The organism is Sphingobacterium phlebotomi, assembly GCF_008180195.1.
Taxonomy (GTDB): Bacteria; Bacteroidota; Bacteroidia; order Sphingobacteriales; family Sphingobacteriaceae; genus Sphingobacterium; species Sphingobacterium phlebotomi.
Window position 1 is genome coordinate 356,556 of record NZ_VTAV01000002.1, and the last position, 25,622, is coordinate 382,177.

The 25,622-nt window shown below is 43.2% G+C and carries 30 protein-coding genes; 13 read left to right on the top strand and 17 right to left on the bottom strand.

From position 1 onward, the window contains the following. The first annotated feature begins 8 nt into the window (after positions 1 to 8). The 3 genes from FXV77_RS05605 to FXV77_RS05615 all read left to right on the top strand — a co-directional run bounded on the left by FXV77_RS05605 (position 9) and on the right by FXV77_RS05615 (position 3,569). A complete protein-coding gene (locus tag FXV77_RS05605) occupies positions 9 to 686 on the top strand; it encodes a TlpA family protein disulfide reductase (RefSeq protein ID WP_148918222.1) in 678 nt (225 codons plus the stop codon). 458 nt (positions 687 to 1,144) lie between these two features. Continuing rightward, positions 1,145 to 2,503: a phage integrase SAM-like domain-containing protein gene (locus FXV77_RS05610; RefSeq protein WP_148918223.1), complete on the top strand. Its 1,359-nt coding sequence runs from the start codon at positions 1,145 to 1,147 to the stop codon at positions 2,501 to 2,503. 16 nt (positions 2,504 to 2,519) lie between these two features. Then, entirely contained in the window at positions 2,520 to 3,569 is a 1,050-nt protein-coding gene (locus FXV77_RS05615) for a hypothetical protein (RefSeq protein WP_148918224.1), read from the top strand. Between the two features lie 232 nt (positions 3,570 to 3,801). On the opposite strand, the gene FXV77_RS05620 is transcribed toward FXV77_RS05615, so the two are convergent. The 7 genes from FXV77_RS05620 to FXV77_RS05650 form a co-directional block, all read right to left on the bottom strand. Then, on the bottom strand, positions 3,802 to 4,434 hold the full coding sequence (locus FXV77_RS05620; protein ID WP_148918225.1) for an NAD(P)H-dependent oxidoreductase: 633 nt from the start codon (positions 4,432 to 4,434) through the stop codon (positions 3,802 to 3,804). Positions 4,435 to 4,481: 47 nt separating this feature from the next. Then, positions 4,482 to 5,387 (bottom strand): 3-hydroxyacyl-CoA dehydrogenase, encoded by a 906-nt coding sequence (locus tag FXV77_RS05625; RefSeq protein WP_148918226.1) that lies wholly within the window; start codon positions 5,385 to 5,387, stop codon positions 4,482 to 4,484. Between the two features lie 91 nt (positions 5,388 to 5,478). Further along, positions 5,479 to 6,474 carry a YhdH/YhfP family quinone oxidoreductase gene (locus FXV77_RS05630; protein WP_148918227.1) on the bottom strand — a complete coding sequence of 332 codons (996 nt, stop codon included), beginning with the start codon at positions 6,472 to 6,474 and terminating at the stop codon, positions 5,479 to 5,481. A 55-nt stretch (positions 6,475 to 6,529) separates the two neighbouring features. Next, positions 6,530 to 7,609 (bottom strand): Gfo/Idh/MocA family protein, encoded by a 1,080-nt coding sequence (locus tag FXV77_RS05635; RefSeq protein WP_148918228.1) that lies wholly within the window; start codon positions 7,607 to 7,609, stop codon positions 6,530 to 6,532. A 22-nt stretch (positions 7,610 to 7,631) separates the two neighbouring features. Continuing rightward, positions 7,632 to 8,267, bottom strand: coding sequence for a TetR/AcrR family transcriptional regulator (locus FXV77_RS05640; protein ID WP_148918229.1), 636 nt, complete (start codon positions 8,265 to 8,267; stop codon positions 7,632 to 7,634). Between the two features lie 27 nt (positions 8,268 to 8,294). Next, positions 8,295 to 8,903 carry an FMN-dependent NADH-azoreductase gene (locus tag FXV77_RS05645; RefSeq protein ID WP_148918230.1) on the bottom strand — a complete coding sequence of 203 codons (609 nt, stop codon included), beginning with the start codon at positions 8,901 to 8,903 and terminating at the stop codon, positions 8,295 to 8,297. A gap of 83 nt (positions 8,904 to 8,986) precedes the next feature. After that, positions 8,987 to 9,346 (bottom strand): DoxX family protein, encoded by a 360-nt coding sequence (locus tag FXV77_RS05650; RefSeq protein WP_148918231.1) that lies wholly within the window; start codon positions 9,344 to 9,346, stop codon positions 8,987 to 8,989. A 111-nt stretch (positions 9,347 to 9,457) separates the two neighbouring features. On the opposite strand from FXV77_RS05650, the gene FXV77_RS05655 reads away from it, so the two are divergent. Next, the gene (locus tag FXV77_RS05655) at positions 9,458 to 9,817 is read left to right on the top strand and encodes a winged helix-turn-helix transcriptional regulator (RefSeq protein WP_052195972.1); all 360 of its coding nucleotides are present in this window, start codon (positions 9,458 to 9,460) and stop codon (positions 9,815 to 9,817) included. 47 nt (positions 9,818 to 9,864) lie between these two features. Here the strand turns inward: FXV77_RS05655 and FXV77_RS05660 are convergent, their stop codons facing one another. Next, the gene (locus tag FXV77_RS05660) at positions 9,865 to 10,224 is read right to left on the bottom strand and encodes a hypothetical protein (protein ID WP_246162280.1); all 360 of its coding nucleotides are present in this window, start codon (positions 10,222 to 10,224) and stop codon (positions 9,865 to 9,867) included. 110 nt (positions 10,225 to 10,334) lie between these two features. On the opposite strand from FXV77_RS05660, the gene FXV77_RS05665 reads away from it, so the two are divergent. Both FXV77_RS05665 and FXV77_RS05670 read left to right on the top strand, forming a co-directional pair. Further along, positions 10,335 to 10,529, top strand: coding sequence for a hypothetical protein (locus tag FXV77_RS05665; RefSeq protein WP_028297204.1), 195 nt, complete (start codon positions 10,335 to 10,337; stop codon positions 10,527 to 10,529). Next, positions 10,529 to 10,801: a type II toxin-antitoxin system YafQ family toxin gene (locus FXV77_RS05670; RefSeq protein ID WP_148918232.1), complete on the top strand. Its 273-nt coding sequence runs from the start codon at positions 10,529 to 10,531 to the stop codon at positions 10,799 to 10,801. Before FXV77_RS05665 ends, FXV77_RS05670 begins: the two co-directional genes overlap by 1 nt. Positions 10,802 to 11,119: 318 nt before the next feature. Here the strand turns inward: FXV77_RS05670 and FXV77_RS22015 are convergent, their stop codons facing one another. Together FXV77_RS22015 and FXV77_RS22665 are read right to left on the bottom strand one after the other, a co-directional pair. Next, positions 11,120 to 11,272 (bottom strand): hypothetical protein, encoded by a 153-nt coding sequence (locus FXV77_RS22015; protein ID WP_187444020.1) that lies wholly within the window; start codon positions 11,270 to 11,272, stop codon positions 11,120 to 11,122. An 88-nt stretch (positions 11,273 to 11,360) separates the two neighbouring features. Beyond that, positions 11,361 to 11,552 carry a hypothetical protein gene (locus tag FXV77_RS22665; protein ID WP_222867713.1) on the bottom strand — a complete coding sequence of 64 codons (192 nt, stop codon included), beginning with the start codon at positions 11,550 to 11,552 and terminating at the stop codon, positions 11,361 to 11,363. 48 nt (positions 11,553 to 11,600) lie between these two features. Between FXV77_RS22665 and FXV77_RS22670 the strand changes: the two genes are divergently transcribed. The 4 genes from FXV77_RS22670 to FXV77_RS05690 all read left to right on the top strand — a co-directional run bounded on the left by FXV77_RS22670 (position 11,601) and on the right by FXV77_RS05690 (position 15,664). Then, the gene (locus FXV77_RS22670; RefSeq protein ID WP_394344136.1) at positions 11,601 to 11,717 is read left to right on the top strand and encodes a Mov34/MPN/PAD-1 family protein; all 117 of its coding nucleotides are present in this window, start codon (positions 11,601 to 11,603) and stop codon (positions 11,715 to 11,717) included. A gap of 400 nt (positions 11,718 to 12,117) precedes the next feature. Next, positions 12,118 to 12,459 (top strand): four-helix bundle copper-binding protein, encoded by a 342-nt coding sequence (locus FXV77_RS05680; RefSeq protein ID WP_148918233.1) that lies wholly within the window; start codon positions 12,118 to 12,120, stop codon positions 12,457 to 12,459. A 247-nt stretch (positions 12,460 to 12,706) separates the two neighbouring features. Further along, entirely contained in the window at positions 12,707 to 14,722 is a 2,016-nt protein-coding gene (locus FXV77_RS05685) for a BCCT family transporter (RefSeq protein WP_148918234.1), read from the top strand. Positions 14,723 to 14,743: 21 nt separating this feature from the next. Next, entirely contained in the window at positions 14,744 to 15,664 is a 921-nt protein-coding gene (locus FXV77_RS05690) for a DUF389 domain-containing protein (protein ID WP_262713618.1), read from the top strand. A gap of 61 nt (positions 15,665 to 15,725) precedes the next feature. On the opposite strand, the gene FXV77_RS05695 is transcribed toward FXV77_RS05690, so the two are convergent. The 3 genes from FXV77_RS05695 to putP form a co-directional block, all read right to left on the bottom strand. Beyond that, positions 15,726 to 16,403 (bottom strand): potassium channel family protein, encoded by a 678-nt coding sequence (locus FXV77_RS05695; RefSeq protein ID WP_148918236.1) that lies wholly within the window; start codon positions 16,401 to 16,403, stop codon positions 15,726 to 15,728. Positions 16,404 to 16,411: 8 nt separating this feature from the next. After that, a complete protein-coding gene (locus FXV77_RS05700; protein WP_222867715.1) occupies positions 16,412 to 17,794 on the bottom strand; it encodes a TrkH family potassium uptake protein in 1,383 nt (460 codons plus the stop codon). Positions 17,795 to 17,893: 99 nt separating this feature from the next. Further along, positions 17,894 to 19,399, bottom strand: coding sequence for a sodium/proline symporter PutP (gene putP / locus FXV77_RS05705; RefSeq protein WP_148918238.1), 1,506 nt, complete (start codon positions 19,397 to 19,399; stop codon positions 17,894 to 17,896). A gap of 382 nt (positions 19,400 to 19,781) precedes the next feature. Between putP and FXV77_RS05710 the strand changes: the two genes are divergently transcribed. Continuing rightward, entirely contained in the window at positions 19,782 to 21,215 is a 1,434-nt protein-coding gene (locus FXV77_RS05710) for an alanine/glycine:cation symporter family protein (protein ID WP_148918239.1), read from the top strand. 131 nt (positions 21,216 to 21,346) lie between these two features. Then, positions 21,347 to 22,192 carry a universal stress protein gene (locus FXV77_RS05715; RefSeq protein WP_148918240.1) on the top strand — a complete coding sequence of 282 codons (846 nt, stop codon included), beginning with the start codon at positions 21,347 to 21,349 and terminating at the stop codon, positions 22,190 to 22,192. 46 nt (positions 22,193 to 22,238) lie between these two features. Here the strand turns inward: FXV77_RS05715 and FXV77_RS05720 are convergent, their stop codons facing one another. From FXV77_RS05720 to nhaA, 4 genes are read right to left on the bottom strand one after another with little or no spacing between them, the layout of a single operon-like run. Then, positions 22,239 to 22,535, bottom strand: coding sequence for a hypothetical protein (locus FXV77_RS05720; protein WP_148918241.1), 297 nt, complete (start codon positions 22,533 to 22,535; stop codon positions 22,239 to 22,241). Continuing rightward, positions 22,532 to 22,783, bottom strand: a complete 252-nt coding sequence (locus FXV77_RS05725) for a hypothetical protein (RefSeq protein ID WP_148918242.1) — start codon at positions 22,781 to 22,783, stop codon at positions 22,532 to 22,534. The genes FXV77_RS05720 and FXV77_RS05725 overlap by 4 nt, the downstream gene beginning before the upstream one ends. Before the next feature lie 2 nt (positions 22,784 to 22,785). Next, entirely contained in the window at positions 22,786 to 24,078 is a 1,293-nt protein-coding gene (locus FXV77_RS05730; protein ID WP_148918243.1) for a dicarboxylate/amino acid:cation symporter, read from the bottom strand. A gap of 1 nt (position 24,079) precedes the next feature. Then, entirely contained in the window at positions 24,080 to 25,258 is a 1,179-nt protein-coding gene (gene nhaA / locus FXV77_RS05735) for a Na+/H+ antiporter NhaA (RefSeq protein ID WP_148918244.1), read from the bottom strand. A gap of 198 nt (positions 25,259 to 25,456) precedes the next feature. Between nhaA and FXV77_RS22020 the strand changes: the two genes are divergently transcribed. Next, positions 25,457 to 25,618 (top strand): hypothetical protein, encoded by a 162-nt coding sequence (locus tag FXV77_RS22020; protein WP_187444021.1) that lies wholly within the window; start codon positions 25,457 to 25,459, stop codon positions 25,616 to 25,618. Positions 25,619 to 25,622 lie beyond the last annotated feature (4 nt).

Genomic DNA, 25,622 nt, shown 5'->3' on the forward strand with positions numbered 1-25,622 from the left:
ACCACGATATGTCCAAATTAATAACAATACTTATTTTAGTACTGTCTAGTATGCCAGTATTAAAATCTTTATCCCATTCTGGGTCGAAAGATAAAAAGACAAATAACTCGAAATTAAATACTGTAACCCTCCAATTCCAGTCAATGGAAAAGGGAATTGACTATTCAAATTTAAGTCAATTAGAAGTTGGCGACACCATCCCTCTCGAATTATGGAATGCATCGCTGCAAGTTATCGGTTATCCAGAAGAAAGGAAAACCATAACACTGAATGACTATAAGGATAAAAAATTTATAGTTTTAGATTTCTGGAGCACCTGGTGTGGAACGTGCATTTTTACGCTACCAAAAACATTTGAAACTCTTTCAAAGTTCAGTGATCAAATTGCCTTGATTCCAATAACTAATCAGACAAAAGACATTATTGCACCATTTGTTCTTAAAAACAAATATGTAAGCGCAATACCTAATTTCTATTCGGTAATAAATAACCAATATTATATGGACGTTTTCAAAATAAAATGGATGCCTCGAGTTGTTATAATTAATAATGAAGGTGTCGTAATTGCAATCACTAAGCCGGCATTCATTGTTGAAGAGTCTATTAAAGATTTATTAGACAATAGATTTGTAGAATTTCCGCAGGCATTCGTATGGGATGATAGGTCTCTCAATATATATTGTTGATTATGTTAATGAAATAAGAGTATTGTCCAAGGGAGTGTTTCATCGTTTGTTTGGTAACCTCCTGTTCTTGCGAACAGGAGGCTTTTTTGGTATTTTGGCTTGAATTTAACGCCTAAATGCTTTATCTTTAACCCATATAGCAATTGCAGCTAAAACGTATGTCAAACCAGTGAGTTATTCGGTGAGTCGGGAAGTTAGATGTTTGTAAAGTGCTGATAAAGAGATTAATGTTCGAAGGGTTCGATTCCCCTACGGGCTACCGAGAGGCTCCAAAGAGAGCCAAGAAGATTCAAAAACCGCTTTTAAATACGTTTAAAGGCGGTTTTCATTTTATAGGGTTCGCTGAAATTCACCCAAATTCGACAAAAAGAACCCCGAAAAGAACCCCCGACACCTTGCGTGTCCGCCCTATATTTGTTATCTTGCATTATTGTTTAACGGTTTAAAATCAGAGGATTATGAGCAGGACGGTAAAAATCGAATGTGGCATCAGTTTCCGTCTACGGGAAACGGGGGCCACCAAACCCACGCCGATAACGTGCTTCGTGGAGTACAACGGCAAGCCCGTGGTGAAGATACCCACGGGAACAAAGGTACACCCCGCCAAATGGAACCCCGAAAAGGAAAGACCCATCGGCGGACTAAAAGGGCTTGATTCGGCCGAGGCAAAAGCCATCATCGAAAAACTTGCAACCGTAAAGGCAACGGTGGAAACCGAATACCGTACATTCGTGAACAAATTCCAGAGCTACCCCGATAAGGCTATCTTTAAGGAACAGGTAATAGGGCTACTTGCAGGGGCAACCACGGTAAAGGCATCCGACCCCAGCCAGTCGCTTCTTTCTTTTTTCGACCGACAGGTAAAACTTAGCCGTGAGGGCAAGCGAACCGTGCTGAAAGGCAAACGTGCAGGGATGCGTTACAGGGAAAACACCATACGCTCCTACGAGGGTAGCCGAACGCTATTGCAGGAGTATGTGGAGCATAGGAAGCTGAAAAGGCTGAACTTCGATAACGTGACAATGGATTTCTATTATGACCTGCGGAATTATATGTTCACTGACAGGAGTTTTTCGCTCAACTACTTCGGAAAGGTCATCAAGCACGTTAAGCTGTTCATGGGAGAGGCAAAGGAACTCGGTTGGCACGCGAATGAAATATACAAGTCAAAGGCATTCATCAAGGTGGAGGAGGAAACCGTTGCGGTGTATAACGATATAGAACAGTTAGGGGCGATACATTCCGTTGACCTAACAGGCCATCCAGGTCTAAAGAATGCGAGAGACCTTTATCTGCTCGGCGCATGGAGCGGACTACGCTTTCAAGACTATTCGGTATTAGCGGAGAAAGCACGGGTTCATGGCGACTTTATCCACATTGAAACGGAAAAAACAGGGGTTTTCGTTGCGATTCCGATATTGCCCGTCACCCGTGAAATACTGGAAAGCTACCGCCAAGAAGATGGAACCTATCTTTATCCAAAGCCGATAAGCAACCAAAAGCTGAACGATTACATCAAGATTATCGGGAAGATGGCCGGACTTACCCAGCCTGTCAGCATTACCGTACCGCAGGGCGGTACACGGGTACAGGTGACCATTCCTTTCTATGATGCTATGGGAACACATACGGCAAGGCGTTCGTTCGCCACCAATATGTACAAGCATTACAGGCTTCCAACGTTCACCATCATGAAGATAACGGGGCATACTACGGAAACCAATTTCTTTAAATATATCAAGATGACCCGCGAGGAAAACGCACAGCTCATACTCGATACGGTGACCGCAAAAATAGAACTGGAAAAGGCAGGATAACCAAAAGACAACGCTCATGAAATTAAACGACTTAAAACATCTGAACAGCCTACTTGCCGATTTCACTTGGTTCGGACGTACCTTTCTGCAAACGGGTACGGGGCTGGAATGGGATGCCATCGGCGGACGGGATTACTTTGCCACCGCTTGGATGGAATTTTTCAAGGGCATCAACGATGGCACTTACCACCGCTTGGTCGAGGCCATCACCGATGCGCCTTACATATCGCACTTTCGGAAAGAGGTAGCGGAACGGTTGAACCCCTTGCTTGTCGAACTGGATGTCATGAGCGTAGAACAGGGTATGCACAAGATAAAGGTGCGCATTGACGTGGAGAAATTCAAACGTTACGAAACGAAGTTACGGCAATTGAGTGGGGACGGCATTATCTTCGACATCATACAGGACGATGACGATATCCGTGACACCTATTTCATAGACGGAGACCCCGACCAAATCCGTTCCTACCTCATGCACGGCATAAGGGAAGTACTCGACCGTTACACTTCCGCAGAGCAGGAGAAAATAAGAGAGCTTGAAAGCAGGCTAAAGGAACTTGAAACCGAGTTACAGGAAAAAAATGCCCTTTTGGCCGTGCAGGATGCTGGGCGCATGGAGCTTGCCCGAACCGTAAAGGAACAGCAGGACGAGATAACCGCCGTTACGGAGCGCAACCGCACGTTGGAGGGAATACTGTCGGAATACAGAAAGGAGGAAGAAGAAGCGGACAATGCGGTAATAGACCCATCCAGCCCCATAGAGAACGGCAGGCTCCGCATGTACTTCTTTTACAAGCTGGGGTTCCTTGACAAGTCCATTTGGAACGACGGCCTAACATACGGACAAATGGGCAAGATTCTACAGAAAATCCTCGGTGGCAAACCCATCAAGGCGGATACGGCCGAACGTGATGTCAAACTGTTCAATGCGACGGGAAGTGCCAAACTAAAGGATTTTGAAGCCAAGAACGAAGATAAGGTACTTAACTATCTGAAATTGGTATTTGAAAAAATAGATTTCCTCTTCCGTGTTCTTAAAATCTTTCTTAAGTATAAAATCCTTTAAATCCGAAAGGCTTTTGATGATGAGCTGTATAACAGCTTCGATACTTTTTGTAGGGCAGTCAGCTTCACTTCCTATTTCTTGAATTGCAGTTTCCAATTTAAGATGTGTTTCATTGTAGAATTTTTCCATCCCCTTAGTTTGCAATATTGATGTTTGATTTATTAATAGAAAAGCCTAAACGGTACATTTAGGCTTAATGCGGATCATCAAGTTGAAGGATTATTCAATTGCCTTATCCAATAAAAGTTACAAACTCATCCATCGGGTTTCGAACTTTTCTCATTGGAGCCAGCCAATCATGTTCTGCACGATAGCCCACATACATTAAAACCACACTTTTTAAACCTTTCACTTTCAATTCCAACGTTTTATCTACCTGAGCATTGTCAAACCCTTCAGCAGGCGTACTGTCTATCTTTAGCTCTGCAGCTTGAGCTAATGCCATTGCCAGGCCGATATAGCACTGACGGGCAGCATTGTCAAAATTTTCCTCGATGGTTTGAGAAGCGAAAATGGCTTTTATCTTATCGGTATAACTTTTAAATTGTCCGTCCGGCAAGCCTCTTTGCCGTGTCGTATGATTGTATATCTTATCTATACGTTCATCTGTATAGTTGTCCCAGGCTGCAAATACAAGAACATAGGAACAATCTCTCATGGATTCAGGATTAAACGAACCTTCTTTTAATCTTTCTTTCAATTCCTGATTAGAAATGACCAATACCCTATATTGCTGTAAGCCAGACGATGTGGGTGCCAATCGGGCAGCTTCCAGAATCTTATATAAATTTTTTTCGCTTACCTTTTTCGTAGGATCATAAGCTTTTGTGGCGTATCGCCAATTAAGATTTTCAATTAAAGACATATTTGAATTTTGTATTATGTTAGTTGGAATATTTTTTAATAATTATTCTAGGGTTTTAGAAAAGCTTCCTGTTCGTAGCTCGGGTTTGGATACTTGTAAAAACCTTCTCCTGTGGACACTCCGAGTTTATTGGGCTCTATAAAATTTTTTCTAATAAATTCTTTTCTTTTGATCCAAGTATTTTCACCGGTCTTCTCTGCATTATTGGTAATAACATTATATGCAGTCGTCAGTCCGATGATGTCCAAAAGGGCGAAAGGTCCGATAGACCTGTTTCCAATTGGTGTCAGTATCCATGTCTTATCAATACTCTCTACATCTCCGACCCCTTCTATCAACAAATCTAATGCAGTCATTAGCCACGGAACTGATAGTGCATTCATGATGTAGCCGGGATTTTCTTTTTGAATGACAACCGGCACCATCCCAATTGTTTTTGCAAATGCAAGAATGATTTCGATGTTTTTGGCATCCGTGCCGGCATGGCCCATGATTTCCACAATGTTGTACTTCCAAACAAGGTTGGCAAAGTGTAGTGCTAAAAATTGCTGTGGCCTGCCTGTTTCAGCAGCAAAATCACTTGGGAGTAATGTGGAGGAATTCGTGCAAAAAATAGTTTTTTGGGGTGCCAAAGTACTCAATTTGACATAGAATTCTTTCTTAACTTCTAGGTTTTCAGGTATGGCTTCTATGGTAATATCAGCATCTGTAACCGATTCCGCAAGATTTGTAGTATAACTTAAATTATTGAAAGCTATATCCAAATCCTCATCCGTGGCATCAATATCAACCTTATAGGATTCACGTAGATTCTCAAACCTTTTACGAGCATTTTCAAGGAATTCTTTTTTGATATCATATAAAGTGACCTTATAGCCATGAAAGGCTGTTTGAAACGCTATTTGCGCACCCAATACGCCTGCACCAAAGACTGTGACATTTTTTATGTCCATACTATTTGCTTTTAAAATTTAACATTGTATTTTTTAAACTAATAATTCCTATTACAACAACTATTTTTATTTTACTCAGAAAATAAATTAGTTATCCATGGCTCACAACATATCTCCCTATTGCGTTTCCTTGACTTACATCGTATAAGGCGGCTGGCAGTTCTTCGAGATTAATTAATTTAGTGATATGACTAAGCACAGTGGGTTTCCATTCATTTGCTAGTAATTTCCATATAGCTTCTTTATGATTTAATGGTTGTTCAACCGAATCAATTCCAACAAGTGTTACATTCCTGATAATGAATGGATATATAGTTGTTTCAATATTTGGCGAAGCTACCAAACCGCAACAGGTCACTGTGCCATTATAATTTGTGGCCTTAAGCATTCCCGAAAGAATCCTTCCTCCGACAGCATCAATTCCCCCAGCAAGTTCCATCTTTGACATGATGTCTTTATCGTACTTATCTATAAAATCTTGCCTGGTAAAAACCGCATTGGCTCCTAATGTTCTTGTGAGGAAATCATTCTGTTTTTTTCCTGAAATTGCTACTACCTCATATCCTAGTTTAGACAATATAGCTACAGATATACTTCCGACACCACCCGTTGCTCCACTCACCGCTATTTTACCTTTCTCAGGTGTAACGCCCGAGTTGATAAGTTCATATATTGATAGTCCTGCCGTAAGACCCGCGGTGCCTAAAGCCATTGCGTCCAAAAGCGACAATGGTTCTGGAAGGGATAACACCCAGCCAGATGGGACACTGATGTACTCTCCAAATCCGCCCCAGGTATTCATTCCAAGATCGTATCCTGTGACAATTACCTTATCACCTGTTTTAAATTTATTGCTACGGGAAGAAACCACCTCGCCTGCCGCATCTATACCAGGTACATGCGGGAACTTTTGGGTAACCCCTTTGTTTCCCGATGCAGACAATACGTCTTTATAATTAACAGGCGAGAAAGCTACTTTAATAAGCACTTCATTATTTGGAAGATCTGCGGTAGAAAGTTCCGTTAAGTTCGCTTTAAATTCACCTTGTTCTTCGGTAATATATAATCCTTTAAATTGATATGCCATAATGATTTATTTATCTTCGAAATATCCATTCGGAGTTTCGTTTTGTTATACTTACTTAAATTGACGCGGATTTCTCAATTGAAGATAGAACTTGGTGCAATTTTGCTGCATCCTCAAATGTAGGGGCGTTACGGGTATCGTTTCGGATATCACCAGCTGCAAGCCGGTAAATAGCGGCAACGTTTCTAACCAAAGGATCATCTGGTAGACCCTGGTACATTTCAGCAGGTGGAATCAAGTTTTTCAATTCTTTTTCGTCGCTTTTCTTTCCAAGTATTTTGAGTCCTAGCAACTGTGCGTGTCCTGAAGAACTGGTAACTTGTATATCTCCTTCGGTTCCATTAATTTCCCATACTAGGCTGGTTGCGTTGATACCGCCGCGATAATGAGCAGAAAAAGCAGCTCCGCTTTTAAATGCACCAATAACCAGTATCTGGTCTTCAGTTGTTTTAGATTTAATTTCGTCTGTATCGGTTACTTTTACAGAGGTGAAATTATTGTACATTTCTGCCTTAAATTTCCCAAAACCTCCCAATACTTTTATGACACCTGCTAAGGTGTGCGCGAATGGAACTGTAAATAATGTCGCTCCAAATGACTTATCATTAATATAGTAATTATGAGAAATTACGTTATCCCCCCAGTTATTAACAGAACCGTTCAAGGTAGAAGATAAAACCCTCCCCACATATCCCTCATTAATGAGTTGCTGTAGATAAAGCAACTCTGGAGCAGCAACTAGTTGAGTGCCGACCACGGCGACTACATTTTTTTGGGCGGCCAATGCAGCCAATGCTTTTGTTTCTTCCAGGCCATTGCCCAATGGATGTTCACAATAGACGTGCTTGCCTGCTCCCAATGCAGCCTTAACCAATTCATAGTGATGAGGCACCTTGACGGTGATGACCACGAGGTCGATTTCATCTGATAGTATCAGCGCCTGGGCATTTTCAAAGGCTAAAGGAATCTGGAATGCTTCTGCTGATTTTTTGGCACTCTGGTAAGTAGAGTTTGCAACCCCTACAATTTCAAATTCTTCAACCAACGTTCCCAGTGCGGGTATATGAGCTATTGAAGCCCATTGTTTGTCTGGATTTAATCCAATAAATCCGATACGAATTTTCGATTTATTCATTCTCTTTTATTATTTCACACTCTCAATAATGATTATTGAGTTCACGCGATGTCAGATTATAGTCGTTTATAAGATTCATTACGTAAAGTATAGTCTCGTTCAGCATTCTACTCCTTAATTTCGGATCAGCATTTGACAACGTATAATTCAAGCAAATATGCCCATGCATTACTGCTATGGCAGTCTGGCTTTTATGAAAAAGGTATTCTTCTGTACATACTTTCTTGCCGCACAGATTTTTCAGCGTTTCACTTAAAAAATTCAGAAATAGTCCCAACTCTTTGAATTGTGTAAAAGGATCGGTGCAAGTGCTGCCAACCTCCCACATTAAATCATACATTTCTTTCTCTTCAATCGCAAAGTTCCAACATGTGGTCACTATTGCTGTCAACCTTTCTTCCGGGTTGGTCAGCTTTCTACAATTTTTCTCGATACATCCATTAAATTGCTGATAGCATAATTCGCATAGAGCAATTAGAATGGCTTCTTTATTTTTAAAGTAAGAATATATTACTGGTGGAGAGTACTCTATGCGGTCAGCTATTTTTCGCAGGCTTAGGGATTGGCGTCCATCATTTTTTAAAATAGCAAGGGCTGCGCAAAGTATGTCTTTACGCAACTCGCTCTTTAATTTGGCTATCCTTTCTTTGCTGCCCATTATTATCTATGCTGAATTACAAAATACTTAGAAAGTAAACTCACTGACTGTTTCCTGTGCTTTAGATAAGGCAGTTTCTTTAACTCCGGGGATAGCTGTTCCCTCCACCCTGAAGGCTGTGAGGTCTGTCAAGCCGATAAATCCCAGCATTGCCCTTAGATAGGGTTCTGTAAAATCATAGCTCTTCATTGGCTCTTCGCTATATATACCCCCTGAGGCGATGGCCAGATATACTTTTTTATCGGTTAAGAGACCTATAGGTGCATTATCTACGTAGCTGAATGTCTCGCCAACTCGCGCCACGTAATCGATCCATCCCTTTAAACTGGCCGGAATACCTAAATTGTATATGGGTAAACCAATTACGATAAAATCAGCTTCTTTCAATTCAGTTATAGCTTGCCCGGAACGGCCAAACACTTCTCGCTGGATTGCAGTGTGATGTTCGGCAGGTGTAAAAAATGCCTCAAAATGTTTGGCTTCAAGATAAGGGAAATGTGACTCCGACAGGTCGAGTTTATTAACCTGGCTGTCAGGATAAGCATTTTTTAAGTTCTCAACGATTGTGTCTGATAACTGACTGCTGGAAGATATTTCTCCGTGGATGCTTGAAATGATGTGCAATATTTTTTTCATTTTCTTTATTTTTAGTTATAATGATTTCTGTGGGACTACCTTTAGTAAGCGCTAGCAACTAATAAGTGCAACGCTCTAATATTTTATGCTCTATTTAATTTATGATAGTATCGGTAGGATACGATTAAGAAAATAAGTGGTAATAATGGTGTTATCGCCGCTCCAACGCCGTCAACAACGGTATGTGCAATGATTGCCGACATAAAAACAATACCATAAGCGGCATAAGCCCATTCTTTTATTATTCTGGGAACAGCAGGGATAAGTAAAAGTGGAATGCCTATAATTTTGCCGATAGCCAGCTCAACTTTAAAATAGTCGGGAAAGCCTAAATGCCTGAACGCTTCTCCCATAGCATCTGTAAAGTAAAGAAAGGCAGAGGATGCACCGGTCAGGATTGTTAGTGAAGTGGACACCCAATAAATGATTTTGTCTTTTCTCATATTTTTAATTATTATTTGTTTAACTATGCAAAGTTACCTACATTTGCTATCTAAAAGATATTACTATCCCATTGGATAGCACTATCCAATGGGATAGTAATACATCACATTATGATCACAGATAAAATAAATCAAGAGAAAAAACAGGAGTGCGTGAAGGCAATTCTACCTGTTAAAGACGCTTTAGAAGTTTTAAACGGGAGATGGAAAATACCCATCATTATATCGCTAAAATTTGGAAATAAGCGATTTAAGGAAATATCGAGGGATGTTCAGGGTATTACTGACAAAGTGCTCTCAAAAGAATTGAAGGCCTTGGAGGTAAATCAACTTATAGCTAGAACAGTCTTTGATACTTTTCCCCCAACCGTAGAATATTCCTTGACCGAACACGGCTTTTCACTACATAACGTTATAACGGCACTTGGCGAATGGGGTACGAGTCATAGGGAAAAGATTATTGGAAAATAGCGTTAACCTTTCCAATGGTAAAGTGCAAACAACCATGCCACGATATATCATTTCTGCTGCACCAAATGCTGCAAGTTCGGGTCATTCTTGATGCGTTCCATTTCACTTATAACAATGTTCAGGATATCTGATTTTATCTGTTTGTAGTTACCCTCAATTTCCTGTTTCATCTTATCCTCGCCCTGCTCATTTACAAAAGATAGAATTTGCGGTATCTGCTGATAGGCTTTGGTTTGAGCTGCTACCTTTTCATTATCTACCACGATTTCTGAGTGAAATATCTTTTGCTCGATACGTTCATCGAAGTTATCCGAAAAAGAACCGACAAATATACCTTGTTCCCACCGCGCATTTGTGGCCTGCGAAACCCCATCGCTCTTGGCCGCGGCTGTTCTCGCTTTGGGCATTTACGGTGAAAAGCTTTCATCATATTGGGCGTTTTCTTTCTTTCGCCAGCCAATAGCGAAGAATTTTATTTTTTCGTAACTTTGGGGTAGTATCATTAAAATATGTGGATATGGAAATAACGATAAAAATAGATAAGCGAAGCAAGCAGGCAAAAGTATTCTATGAATACCTTAAAACACTTCCTTTTGTAGAGCTTGAAGAACCTCGTTATAATAAAGATACTGAAAAGGCGATAAAGGAAGCTAAATCGGGCAAGGCGACAAAAACCACTCTTGAAGATTTTAGAAAAGAACTTTACTCGTAATGTATCAGCTTGAACAGACAGGAAAGTTCAAAAAAGATATTAAACTCGCCAAAAAGCGTGGTTTGGGTATGCGACTACTCGATGAAGTCGTTACCCAATTGGTTGAAAGCGGTACGCTTCCGCCAAAAAACAAACCGCACAAGTTGACGGGTAATTACAAAGGGTTTTGGGAATGCCATATCCAGCCCGATTGGCTGTTGGTTTGGGAACAGGACGACGCCATAAGGCTCATTACATTAACAAGAACAGGCACACACAGCGACTTATTTTAGGATTCTCTTTGATTGCCTAAAAAGAACCACAAAAAGAACCCCCGAAAATTAAAAATCACTGTTTTTGTCACGATAAAGCAATATTTTTAATCCCCCTACGGGCTACACACTTAAAAGTCAAAACACACTAAAACGCTGTAAATATTTAATTTACAGCGTTTTTTATTTTATCTGTATCTACAGATCTTTCAATTTTTCCCAATAAAAAAGTGAGTCATTCGGAGAGTCATTTTTTCAAACCTCACTACTCACTGAAAAGAGTTTAACTAGCTGTTTTATAGCTTGTTCCAAAACTGAGCATCTTGATTTCGATTGGCTTTAAAAGCTACTGTCGGCTCCAACCATAACCCTACCTGTAATGCCTGTTGTGATTGAATCCCATGTACGCTTCACCGACGAGCCTGACAGCCGCCATATTTTGGTCTTCCCTGTATTCGAGGATGGCAAGGCCATGAGGAGAAAACCGTACATCGCCCAGTCGATTTAATACTTCGATAAATTCCTCAAAGCTATCCTGTTTGGAAAAGTCTATATCCGTTTCCTCTTCGATGCTCTTAATTCATTGGTCTGATTTCATTGCTTTGAGGATGCTCTTTTCGGTAAAAATCTGCGTCAGGGAAACTTCTTTTCCCGAACATACATCGACAGTACGGACAGACAAGGAGTTCCCGGGAACTCCACAACCTATAATCCCTCCTTCTCCTGCTTCATAACTATAATAATTCCCGACCAATGAAAGGTCAGTGCCCAAATAATCTTGGACTATGAATTCTACAACAGCAATGGTCAACTTACCTATTTGGGTGAGTGGCATACCCATCCTGAACCCTTCCCCATTCCATCCAGAACTGATTTGCAGATGCTGAAGCAACAGTTCAAAAACAATAAAATAATGACAGAATTTATTTCCTCTTGATTAAGGGTACAAAAAGTTATATCTAAGGATGATGGATGAAGACGGTTCCCATGAGTTTAAACTTCCTCATTTGAAACTATAGATAACCTAGAATTTTACGAAATATTACAGCTTTATAGAACAGCGATAGGACGATCTAGAGAAATAACTTAACCACCTGAAGTTGACCCTTATAAAATCTTTCCTAATACTGAATTCTTAGATTAAGATAATAGTATTGAAAACTTTTTATGCGGTAAAAGAACAAATAGAAAAGTACCGTTGTGCACCAGCTCTTTTCGATCATCATACTGGTTATCCCAATTATCCGTAACGATGTGCTTCAGTTCCAAGATAAAATTAAACCGAACAAATAATTGTCTCACCTGTTCTCGTCATATACAACAAAAGCTTTAACGTTATGATACAGACAAAATTTCAAAATTGTATAGAAGTATGTGGAGAATGTGCCGTGTTCTGTAGCCAGTGTGCTGCTGCCTGTTTAAATGAAAAAGATCTGGAACATCTTAAAAAATGTATCCAATTGAATCTGGAATGCACTATCATCTGTGATGCTGCTGTAAAAGTTATGAGCATCGATGGACAGTTAAGTACAGAGCTATGTAAAACATGTGCAGATATCTGCGAACGATGTGCAGACGAATGCGAGAAGCATGCGGATATGGGCATGGAACATTGCCGTGAATGTGCTGAAGTTTGCCGAGTCTGCGCCAAAACATGTAAGGAGATGTCGGCGGCTTAGCTGCCGTGAGGGGAATTGGGTCGACACTTAAATTCCAATAGTAGGAACAGCCGAATCATATAGCGTGGCGCTCAAAAATTATTAGTTTTCTATACAAAGCTGGTTTGATTGTATATCAAAATGAATTTAATTAGGTTTGTCTAGTCGTTTCCGTACTTCTAAAACATAGTATTTGGGTTACGAACAGAACTTCTTTGATTATTTATTAAATGCTATTACCAAAAGGCCAAGTATTTTAAAGTTCCATATGAAAAAACCTGTAAGAATAAGAACAACGCTCAGCAAAGGTGTCGTCGCTCCCAGTCTGATCTTCATCGTGGGTATCTGTCTATTATCTGCTATTTATCCGAATCTTACCGAAAACCTGCTCAGCACGGTTAAGAATGTTATCTTTGTAAACCTTAATTACGTTTATGTCTGGTCGGTAACCATCTTTGTCCTGTTCTTAGTTTATTTGATGTTCAGTAAATATGGTAATATCCGGCTAGGAAGAAATGACACTAAACCCACTTATTCTTTCTTTTCGTGGATTTCTATGCTTTTTGCCGCCGGAATGGGTATAGGACTGATGTACTTTAGTGTTGCAGAACCAATGCAGCATTACTCAAATGAGGTATTTTCAGAAAATACGGCTGTCCAGCGAGCCAAAGACGCACAACTTTATACTTTCTTCCATTGGGGTATCCACGCGTGGGCTATTTACGGGATTGTCGGGTTGTCTTTAGCCTATTTTGCCTATCGTTATCGTTTACCCCTTTCCTTGCGGAGCTGTTTTTATCCTCTTTTGAAGGATAAGATCAAAGGAACATGGGGCAATACCATTGATGTGTTCGCACTTTGCAGTACTTTTTTTGGAATTACCACCACATTGGGTTTTGGAGTGGTGCAGATCAATTCCGGTCTGGAAACACTAAATATCTTGCCGGGAACTAGCTTTATTTACCAGGTATTAATTGTCGGTGTACTGGTTTCACTTTCTATTATATCTGCCGTGAGCGGAGTGGACAAAGGCGTAAGGATATTGAGCAATATCAATATTGTAAGTGTTGTCATACTCCTACTTTTTGTTTTGATCCTCGGACCTACGGTATATCTGATAGGAAGTTTCACGGAAGGGATCGGGACATATATCAATGAATTCTTTAGTTTGACATTCAACACACATGTGTACGAAGAGAACACGCAACAGTGGTTTTACGACTGGACAATACTGTATTGGGCGTGGTGGATTTCGTGGTCGCCTTATGTCGGGCTATTTATCGCTAAAATTTCAAAGGGACGAACGATACGGGAGTTTGTAGCGGCAGTCTTGATTATCCCTACTCTGTTTAATTTTATCTGGATGACTGTTTTTGGAAACAGTGCGATATGGTTTGATGCCAACGTTGCCGACGGGGCGTTGAGTCAACTCGCTGGCAATCCCGATGCCCTGATGTTCCGTTTCTTGGAATACCTGCCATTAACCGAAATCGCCAGTTTTTTGACTATTGCTATTATCATTATCTTCTTTGTAACGTCTGCCGATTCCGGTATGTTCGTCATGAACAGCATAGCGACAAAAAACGCCCCGATATCTCCGAAATGGCAGACCATCGGCTGGGGTGTCCTGCTTGCCGTATTGGCACTGATGCTATTGAACGCTGGCGGACTGACCGCCTTGCAAAGTATGACATTGATTACAGCATTGCCGTTTTCGGTTATCATGCTGCTTTTCATCGTCAGCCTAATAAAGGCACTGTCCATTGATAGAAGTTATTACGAACGTGATTTTTCAGCAACGACGATACCTTGGTCAGGAGAATTTTGGAAAGAGCGTCTGAAACAGATCGTCTCTTTCAGTGATAAGAAGTCTGTTGTTAGTTTTATTGATACAACAGTTAGAGATGCCTTTATGGACTTGCAGGAGGAGTTTTCCAGAAATGATGTCGAAGCTAAAGTTAGTTTTTATGAAAATCCCCATAGGATAGAGATAGAGATTAAATACGATGTTGTAAATAATTTTTTGTACGGGGTGAAAGGAGAATCGAGAATTGTATCGGATTACCTGCTGAATGAAGATAACCTGCCGGATATAGAAGGAAACCAAACGTTTTTCCCTAAATCCTATTTTGGCGACGACCGCGAGGGATATGATGTACGGTTTTTTACCAAGAATGAACTGATATCCGATGTACTGAAACATTACGAGCGTTTTATAGAGATTATTTCTGAAGAACGTAATGAAATGTTTATCAGCAGTAATGCCAACCGCAGGTTAAGATAGGGAATATCCTATGATGTACTGATCGCTTTTTTCGGAGGTCTGGTCGGGGTTATTGCAATCACACGTGTGGACAAGGGCAACCCTATCCCAGGCGTAGCTATAGCTACTGCGCTGATGCCTCCACTGTGTACGGCCGGCTACGGTCTTGCCACTGGTAAACTGGCATACTTTGCAGGAGCCTTATATCTCTACATCATCAACTGCGTATTTATCTGTCTGGCTACTTTTGTCATCGTTAAGTACCTCCGCTATCCGAAGATGCATTATGTGGATAAGCAGAAGGAGAAACGGATTTCGCAAAGCATAACGATAATTACCCTTATACTGGTACTGCCCAGCCTTTATTTCGCTTATAGGTTACTACAGGAGAGAAAATACACCTATAAGGTACACGACTTTATCCAACAGGAACTTACCGAAAAAGGCTATACGGTCATCTATGAAAAGCTCCTACAAAACACTTCGCCGAAGCGTCTGGAACTTGCTTTTCTGACAAAAACTTTTAGCAGCAGGGAAATAGCGACATTGGAACGAGCTATGAAAACTTTCGGTATAGAGAATACTGATCTGGTCATCCGTCAGGATAGTCTCGATCTGAAATCTACTATTCTGAATGAGATTAATCAACGTACTACCTCTGTAAATGAAAAGGATCTTACGATCCGAGCACTGAACAACAGGCTAGCCAAGTATAATGTGATAGACGATAAGCTAGGTAGCAATATGGCCATTCTTTTCCCGGAAGTAGACAACTATAGCCTCGGCATACAGAACAGGTATGTGACTACGGATAGTCTTACAGAATATATCGCGTTCATTTATTCCGCAAATGAGATGTTGACCGAAGAGCAGGATAACAAACTTCAACAATGGATGAAAAGCCAGTTTCCGCAGGATAGTTTAGAATTTATCAGGAAGACATCTGGCGAAGAAAGGCCGTGAACTTATTGGCTCGATAATAATGATCGCGCGTGATAAAGTAGATCATGGTTGCGTTTTTTTATTAAAGAAAAGCTTTGATATGGTCATTGTAACCATATATAGCCAGGATATCTCCCTCTTCTAAGACCGTATCGGGCTGCGGTACGCCATGTAGCACGGTGGTGACCATGTTTTTTCCGAACGAGGTACGCTGTTCGGTACTCTTTAATATCGTGAGAACCAATAGTTCATACTTTTCCCGGAATCCGATCTCCTGTATGGACTTGCCCACATATTTTTGAGGAACGACGACTTCGACAATGGAATAGTTGCTGTTCAGTTCGAAAGAATCCACAAGCCCCGTCATACAGAGACGCTTTGACCAGCGTTCGGCGGATTCCTCCTCGGGATGGGCAATCTCGGAAATACCCAGTGCGCCCAATACTTTCTCATGAAGGCGGTTGACGGCCCTGCTGATCAGACGCTTGACTTGAGCCTCCTTGCACAAGGCAGAGACCATGATATTAGCTCCTTCATCTTCTCCGATCGCCACCACTACTACATCCGTGTTCTTCAACGGCAAGGTAGAAAAAGCGGCTTCATCGGTCGCGTCCAGGCAGATGGTATGGGTGATTTTCTCCTTCAACGCGCTGATCTTTTCCATACGCTGATCGACACCGATGACCTCATTGCCCTGCATCGTCAGCTTTTCCGCGAGCGATGCACCAAAATTTCCCAATCCTACAACGATAAACTTCATAACATTTCTTAATAGATGGTAAGCTCTTCCTGAGCATACCTGTAATGTGTGTATTTTATTTTTTTGATAAAAGCAATCAGTACGGACAACATCGTTACCCGCCCCACGAACATGACAATGATCAGTACAACCTTGCTTCCGGTTACAAAACCGCTTGTTACGCCAAGGGACAGCCCTACGGTGCTATACGCAGAAAAACACTCGAATGCAATTTCAAGCAATGGACGGTTTGGTTCAAAAAATGAAATTGAAAAAATAGCTACGCCAATAGTAAACAGTGACAGAAACATCGTTGCAAAAGCTCTTTTTATAGATATAATTCCTATCTCCCGTCCGAAAACCTCGGTACGGTCCTTTCCCCTGGCAAGGCTCAACACATTCATGACGGCCAAGGCAATCGTACTTGTTTTGATCCCTCCCCCGGTGGAGTTGGGAGAAGCGCCTATCCACATCAGCAGCATAACAAAGATAATCGTTGAGAACTGCAGTGCGCCGAAGTCTATACTGTTGAATCCCGCAGTCCTTGGTGTAGTAGCCGTAGAAAAGGCAATGACCAGTTTACCAATACCCTGATGGGAAGAAAGGACGTGGCTATACTCGTTTATGTAGATTACCAAAGTTGCGAAGAACGTTATAATTCCCGTGGTAACCAGGTTGATCTTGCTGTTGATGTTCAGTACCCAAGGTCGGTGGAAGCTTCCCTTCAATGTCCATTTTCCGATCAACCTTCTATAAACATGCCTGTTATACTGGAGTACGTTTACCACAATAGGGAATCCCAGCCCTCCAAAGATATAAATGAGGGATATAACAAACTGTAGGCTATAGTTATGTACAACGGTGCCTTCCATCAGGCCGTTGGACAACGTGGAAAACCCTGCGTTGCAGAAAGAGGAGATGGCGTGGAATAACGAAAAAAATATCCGGTTGCCCAGGGGCATCCCGTTCCCATCGCCCAAACTCCAGAAAATCCCCAAAGCTCCGACCAATTCAATCCCTAACGTGATCCACACCATACGCCGGAGCAGCACAAAGACTTCCGACATCCGTTCGGTATTCGAATATGCGCCTACGGTCAGCTGGCTTTCGTAAGTGCTGCCGCCCTTCAGGAAATAGGTGAACAATGCTGCGAAAGAGAGGATGCCTATCCCGCCGGCCTGGATGAGCAGCATGATGATCAGCTGTCCCCAGAACGTAAAATGGGTTGCCGTATCGACCACGATCAATCCCGTGACACAAACCGCGCTTGTTGAGGTGAAAAGGGCATCAATCCATGACAAGGGCTGGTTCACTGCCAGCGGCAGCTTCAAAAGACAGGTGCCGGCTGCGATCAACAGCAAAAAGCTGGATATGAACAGCTGGGCCGGATTATAGAAACGTTTTTTCACCACTATTTTAAAAATGCGGGGTAAAGCTAAGGGTTTTTCCTTTATTCCCGAAAAGGGAAAACCGTATTTTTTTCCTCACATTTAAAGGCTTTCTGTCATTTATTATCTGTTTTCGCGCCCGACGATCTCCCGGACTTCTTCAAATTCTCCTTCGACCTCCCCTGGGACACGTCCGGTTACCAAAGAGACCACCACGGTGGTTAGAAAGCTCAGTAAAAAGCCGGGAATGATCTCATAGACATCTTTATAGGCATGCGGTACATAAACCCATAACAGTACCGTCGCTCCGCCCACCAGCATGCCGCTCAGGGCACCCATTGCTGTTGTACGCTTCCAAAGCAATGAAAGGATAACGAGTGGGCCAAAGGCTGCTCCAAACCCCGCCCATGCATTGCCAACAAGACCCAGGATACTTTCCTGTGGATCCAGCGCCAACAGGAAGGCTACCACGGCAACAACAAGCACCGATATACGGCTCATGATGAGCATATTTTTGGCCGTAGCATGTTTGTTGAAAAACGTTTTATAGATATCCTCTGTCATCGAACTGGAGGTCACCAGAAGCTGCGAAGATATCGTGCTCATCACTGCCGCCAGGATAGCGGAAAGCAAAAAGCCACCGATGAGCGGATGGAAAAGGGCTTTTGACAGGTAGATGAATATGGTTTCGGACAGTTCCTGTGAGGCATCAAATTTCAACATGGTATCCGTGTCAAACTGCTGTAGGTAGGCGATCCCGAAAAAACCGAGGAGCAGGGAGCCCAGAACGGTTCCGATCATCCATGTCATGCCCACACGTCTGGCTTTTTTAATGTCCTTTACGCTATCGATCGCCATAAAACGGACGAGGATATGCGGCTGACCGAAATACCCCAGTCCCCAGGCCAATAGAGAAACAATGGATATAGCGGTAGTTCCCCGTAGCATGTCCATGTAGTTGCTGTCCTTGGTATAGATGGTGTCCACCGTTTCCCCTATACCACCAAATTGAAAAATAACAACGGTCGGTATCAGCAATAGCGCGATGACCATGATGGTCCCCTGTACGGCATCCGTCAGGCTTACGGCCATAAAACCACCGATGAATGTATAGAATACCACGACAAGCGAAGTAACCCAAAGGCCGATACTGTAATCCATCCCAAAAGCCGATTCGAACAACCTTCCCCCCGAAACCATTCCGGCAGAAGTATATAGTGTAAAAAATACCAGAATAAAGACGGAGGAGACCAGCTTCAATAGCTGCGACTTATCACGGAAGCGGTTTTCAAAGAAAACGGGCAGCGTTATGGCATTTTTTGCAACTTCGGTATACACCCGCAAGCGTGGCGCTACGATAAGGTAGTTCAGAAATGCTCCGGTGGTAAGTCCGATCGCGAGCCATGAACCTGAAAGCCCCATCATGTACATAGCACCGGGCAGTCCCATCAGGAGCCATCCGCTCATGTCCGATGCCCCGGCAGACAGGGCGGTCACGAATGGTCCCATCTTACGTCCACCAATCAGAAATTCCTCCGAGTTACTCGTCGACTTTCGATACCCGTAAATACCTATCATAATCATGATCAGTACATATAGACCAATGGAAATCAACTCATAAATGTTCATGCGCAATGTTATTTTTGTATGTTAGCGAAATAAAACCTACTTCCACAAGAACGTATACATTACGGATAGGAAAAACCAAATACAGGGGTCTGCTAGGAAAAAAGGTTATGTTTGACCATCCTCAGCGGTCCAGAAATGACAAAACAATTTCGATAATCCACCTTGTACTCCCCATCACATTTCCTACCCAAAACCACATCTTGTGCAAGCGGTTCGGGTAAAGGTATAAAAAAAATTATACCTGACATGACGGGAAAGCGTAGTATCGATTGAGTATAAACAAAATATATAGTATTCAAAAAACAGATAGATACGCCCTATAATCCATGTTTTAGTGTCCGTTTTTTCCTACCTTAGCTCGATTGAAACCAAATACCATTAGATGCAGCAATTCATAGACCAGATCTATAACATCGTCTGGAGCGATGCCCTCGTTTTTCTCTGCCTTCTCGCAGGAATCTATTTCACCGTACGTTTTCGGTTTCCACAGCTGCGCTATCTTCGGCATATGGTGCAGCTCCTGTTCTCGGGTAACAGTTCAAAACGGGGAATTTCCTCGTTCCAGTCCTTTGCCCTGGCGATATCCGGACGGGTGGGTACCGGTAATATTGCAGGTGTAGCAACAGCTATAGGTATGGGCGGTCCCGGAGCGGTATTCTGGATGTGGGCGATTGCCTTTCTCGGTAGTTCGTCCGCCATCATTGAGGCATCCCTCGGACAGATGTACAAAGAAGTGAAAGACGGTCAGTATCGCGGCGGCCCCGCATTTTATATACTGAAAGGGCTCAACTCCAAAGTTTTTGCATGGACCTTCGCCATTGTCACGATTATCAGCACCGGCTTTCTTTTGCCAAGCGTGCAGAGCAACAGTATCTCGCTGGCCGTCCATTCTTCCTTCGGTATCTCGCACCATATCATCGCCATTGTCCTGGTGTCACTTTTGGCGTTTATCATCATAGGAGGTGTCAAGCGCATCAGCCGTGTAGCCGAATATGTTGTACCGTTCATGGCGGGAGTCTATATCCTGATGGCCGTAGTAATTATGGCGCTCAATTTCCGGCAGATACCCGATGTCATTGCCCTAATATTCAATGCAGCCTTTAATACCGAATCAGCATTTGGCGGTATTATCGGTATGGCTATTTCTTGGGGCGTAAAGCGGGGCATCTATAGTAACGAGGCCGGACAGGGAACTGCTCCTCATGCTGCTTCGGCAGCGGCAGTGAGCCATCCTATCAAACAGGGATTAGTGCAGGGGTTTTCCGTGTATGTAGATACCTTGTTTGTCTGTACGGCAACGGCATTTATGATCCTGTTTACGGGGCAGTATAATATCGCTGACCCCGAGGGGGGCTTTCTCGTACAGAATCTCGGAGAGAAAATCCAGGCGGGACCTGAATATACGCAGCTTGCAGTAGCAAGACATTTTCCAATGATAGGCGATAGTTTTGTGGCGATTGCCCTTTTCTTTTTTGCCTTTACGACGATCATGGCCTATTATTATATTGCGGAGACCAACGTCAGCTTTGTCATGGGGGCAAGCAAGAATAAACTTTCGGTATGGGGGTTGCGTTTACTTATCCTGGCGTCGGTATACATGGGCTGTGTGTCCACGGCGGAATCTGCGTGGACGTTAGGGGATATAGGCGTGGGTATTATGGCGTGGCTGAACGTCATTGCCATTATCTTCCTGCACAACAGGGTGCTGGTATTGCTGAAAGACTATGAAACGCAGAGACGCGAAGGGATAGACCCTGTATTCGACAGTTCAAAATATGATTTCCGCCATATGTATTTCTGGAACCGGAAAAAATAATCTTTCTTTGAACTGTGCGGCTATCCCCGATATCTGCGGAATAACTTGCCAAAGCCACCGGGGCTTTGTATTTTTGGTAGAATAGCCTGTACAATGAAAGTGTATAGGCACCGGATATAAAACAATCAGATATGAAGCAGACCATTTTGGTACCCACAGACTTTTCGAACAACGCTCTAATTGCAGCACGTTATAGTATAGAGCTGGCCAAGAAGATGCAGGCACACGTACATGTTTTCCATGCCTACCGGCCGTTTACCTCTGCTTTCCAGAGCCCCCTGGCCAATCAGTCAGACGAGGATCGCGCAAAGATGGGAGCTGAAAAAGGGCTGGCGGAGTTTATCGGCAAGTTAGGCAAACATGCGGACGTACAGATAACCACTGGCACTGCGAAAAACAGCTTTATAGAGGCCATCAACCATTATATCAAAGAGGATAATGTCATTCTGGTGGTTATGGGCGCACATGGCGCATCGGGCACGCGGAAGGATTTGTTGGGCAGCAATACGTATGATGTTGCCAGAGACGTTTCTCGGCCGCTGTTGATTGTTCCGGAACACACGAATGCTTTTAAACTGGAAAATGTGGTCTTTTTCACGGACTATCAGCAGGGCGATATCAAGAGTCTCAACAGTTTCAATTCGCTTTTCGGCAATATACGTCCTTCCTGTACACTGGTGCATATCCATGAAGGAAAAGACGCGCCGACGGAAGATAAACTACAGCGTTTGGAACAGTGGAAAGCCATGCTGGAAAAGGAAACGCCGGTGAAGGATCTGTCTACGGAAATGGCACATGTCCCCGAAAATATAGAGGCGGTTAACGAAATTTTGGATCGTATGGACGCTGACATGACCTTGATTACCCTTATTGACTCCCGGGGATTTTTTAAAAAACTGGTGCACAAAAGTCTGGCAAGGGCCATTGTCCTCAATCCCCATACGCCTGTCCTGCTGACTTCCGAAGATACGGAGTAGAAACGGCCACGTAAATGAAGCCACCCATTGCGTAACAGGCAATATCCTACGGATCGGCCGTCATCTTTTCGTTCCAGAGAGGGAACACTATTTCGCACAGGATCGACACCAGCAGAATGTATCCTACGATATGGGAAAGGGATAAGGTGTATTCAGTTCTCCGATGGAATAACTTCCGTTCCCAGACAATAAGGTGCAGCAGGATCGGCATGCATAGTAGCGGATCGAGATAGCTATCGACCAGGGGAAGGGAGATGCCGGCTATTTTCTGCAGGTATTGGTGGAGTATAAACAGAAATGCACATATAGTAAAAAGGATGACCGACTTTTGTCCCGATTTCATAGCGCAATCAGAAAAACGAGCAACAGCACGACCAGCAGCACCGGTGATAGCAACAGTAAGAGCAAAAGAACGGGCAGTTTCAGGACAAACATAACGATCTGCAAGAAGAGGGGTTGCCCTTTCTTGGGACGGACCCAATCTTCCAATTTCCTGTATGCAGACGAGATGGTTTCCTTTATCTCGTCGGTCGCCGTTCGTTTCTTTGGTTCGGTCCGGATATCCTTATTGGTATTCCCATTTCCTTCCATTTTTAAGCACCATCATTTTGCGCAAGTTCCGCAGGGCCTGTGCCTGACCTGTCCATCAATAGAGCCACCATGGAATCACCGGATATATTGGTTGCTGTACGGAGCATGTCCAATGGCCTGTCTACAGCAAAGATCAGCGCTATTCCGGCAGGACTGATACCGATGGATTCCAGTACGATCACGAGCATCAGGATGCCCGCTCCCGGTACGGCTGCCGCGCCGATGGAGGCCAGGGTTGCCGTCACGATGATACTCAGCTGCTGGGCAGTGGTGAGGTCGTGCCCCATCACCTGGGCAATAAAGACCGCCGCAACACCTTGGTACAGACAGGTGCCGTCCATATTGATGGTGGCACCTATGGGCAGAACAAAGCTCAGAACATCTTTCCGTATATGCAGGTTTTCTTCCGCACATTCCATCGTTACCGGTAGGGTGGCGGCACTCGAGCTGGTCGAAAAGCCAAGGAGCTGTGCCGGAAGGATGGCTTTGAAAAACCGGAAAGGATTCATGCGGCCGAAGAAATAAACGAAAAGTGAATAGACACCATACACAAGCAATAATAGTCCCAATACTACGGTAAAAGCGTACATGCCCAAGGCTTTAAATACATCAAAGGAAGGTGCTTCCGCGATGAGTGTGGCAATAAGCGCGAACACACCATAAGGGGCAAACAGCATCATCAGATCGACGATCTTCAGCACAATGGCGTTTCCGGCATCCAGTACCTTTTTGAATGCCTTTATCTCGCCAAAGGGCAGGGATATCATGGCAACACCGACCAGCAGGCTGAAAAAGATGATCTGCAGCATATTGCTGTTTACCGACATCGAATCGAAAATATTTTCCGGCACAATATCGATAAGGGCCTGTAAAGGGCCTCTGGTTTGCTGTACCTCGGCTGCCTCATCTACCTTCTCCTGAACTTCACCTCCGAAAGATCGTAACATTTCCTGTCTAGTGTCTTCAGAAATAAAGCTGCCGGGCTGTATGAGGTTGACCAGGCTAAGACCTATGGTGACTGCGATAACGGTCGTCAAGATATACATACCAAAGGTACGTAGGCCAAGGCCGGAAAGTTGGGTGGTATCCTTGAGATCGGATACCCCCTTGATCAGCGATACGATGATCAGCGGAATAGCGATCAGTTTCAGCAGATTGATGAAAATCGTCCCAAAGGGTTTGATCCAGTCGATGACAAATTCTTTTCCGCCGGTAAACTGGACGCATAATAGCCCCGTGAGGATACCCACTAAGATACCGATCAATATCTGCCAGTGTAACGCTATCTTCTTCATCCTACGTCTTTTTTTCGTTATCGTTCGATGGAGTTGCGACTCGGCTTAACAGGATATATCCCGTTATACCCGAAAGAAGCGAGGCGACCAATATGGAGAATTTTGCCTCGGCGATAAGCAGGTTGTCCGAAAAGGACAGCAGGGCAATAAATATGGACATGGTAAAACCGATACCCGCCAAAAGTCCTACACCGATAATCTGTGCCCAGGATGCCCCCTGCGGTATAGAACCTATACGCAACAGAATTGCCAGTTTGGTCATCAGATAAACACCGACAGGCTTACCCAACACAAGCCCTACAATGATCCCTATCCCCAAAGGAGAGACCAATCCCTCCAGCATACCTTCCTCAAAACGGATGGCTGTGTTAGCTAAAGCAAACAGGGGAACGATCAAAAAGTTTACGGGCGTGGTAAGGGCATGTTCCAGTTTCAACAAAGGCGGTTCTTTCTTTCCTTTGGTAGCCAATGGGATGGTCATCGCGGTCAGCACGCCGGCTATGGTCGCGTGGATGCCCGAATGGTGGACAAAATACCAGATAAAAAGGCCGGGAATGAGGTAAAAGATCAAGGATCGAACGCCTAACCTGTTAAAAATGAAGAGTAGTGCCAATATAGCCGCAGCATAGCCAAGATATATGGTGTGAAGTTCTGCCGAATAGAAAATGGCAATAACCAGAATGGCGATGAGATCGTCCACAATAGCCAGCGCCGCTAAAAACACTTTTAATGAAGCGGGTACTCGTTTGCCAAGCATGGCAATCACTGCCAAAGCAAAGGCGATATCCGTTGCCATAGGGATTCCCCAGCCACTAACGGTTTCCGTCCCTTGATTGACCGCGAAATATATACCAGCGGGTACAATGGCTCCGCCGAAGGCACAAAATATCGGGAGAAGGGCCTGTCGGGGAGTAGACAGTTCCCCACTCACCAACTCTCTTTTTATCTCCAGTCCGACCAAAAGAAAGAAAATAGCCATCAGGCCGTCGTTGATCCAGAGGGCGGTGGTATATCGTAAATGTACCGAAGCTGTCTCAAACCCCAGCGGTGTGTTCAGTATATTTTCAAATGCAGCACCGAATGGAGAATTGGCAATAGTCAAAGAAATAAGCACACATATAAACAGGATTATCCCTCCACTTGTCGGTGAATCAGTAAAATTTTTGAGGATTTTTAGCATAACTAGTTCCGTAAAAGGTGACAAGTTTCAAAGATAATATAACCAAATAGATTAGAAAAGGAAAATCGGATATGATTGCCAAAACCGTCGTATTGCTAGGTGTTTACATCAAATTTTCTCTCAAATAGCCATGACCTTTATATTGAAAACATTAAATTAGCAGAATTCTATAAGTTGTCGACACTTTAAATCACTGTTATGAAGAAGAAGCCAAATACAGCTTTGATATTTATATTGGTCTTGGGGGGAATTGCCGGAATACTTTATTTATTAGGACTGCACGAAACATTTGGTTTGGCTGCCATGTGCCTTGTGGCATTAGTTCTTACGTTCTTGATTGTTTTCTTTATTTCGCAATAGACAG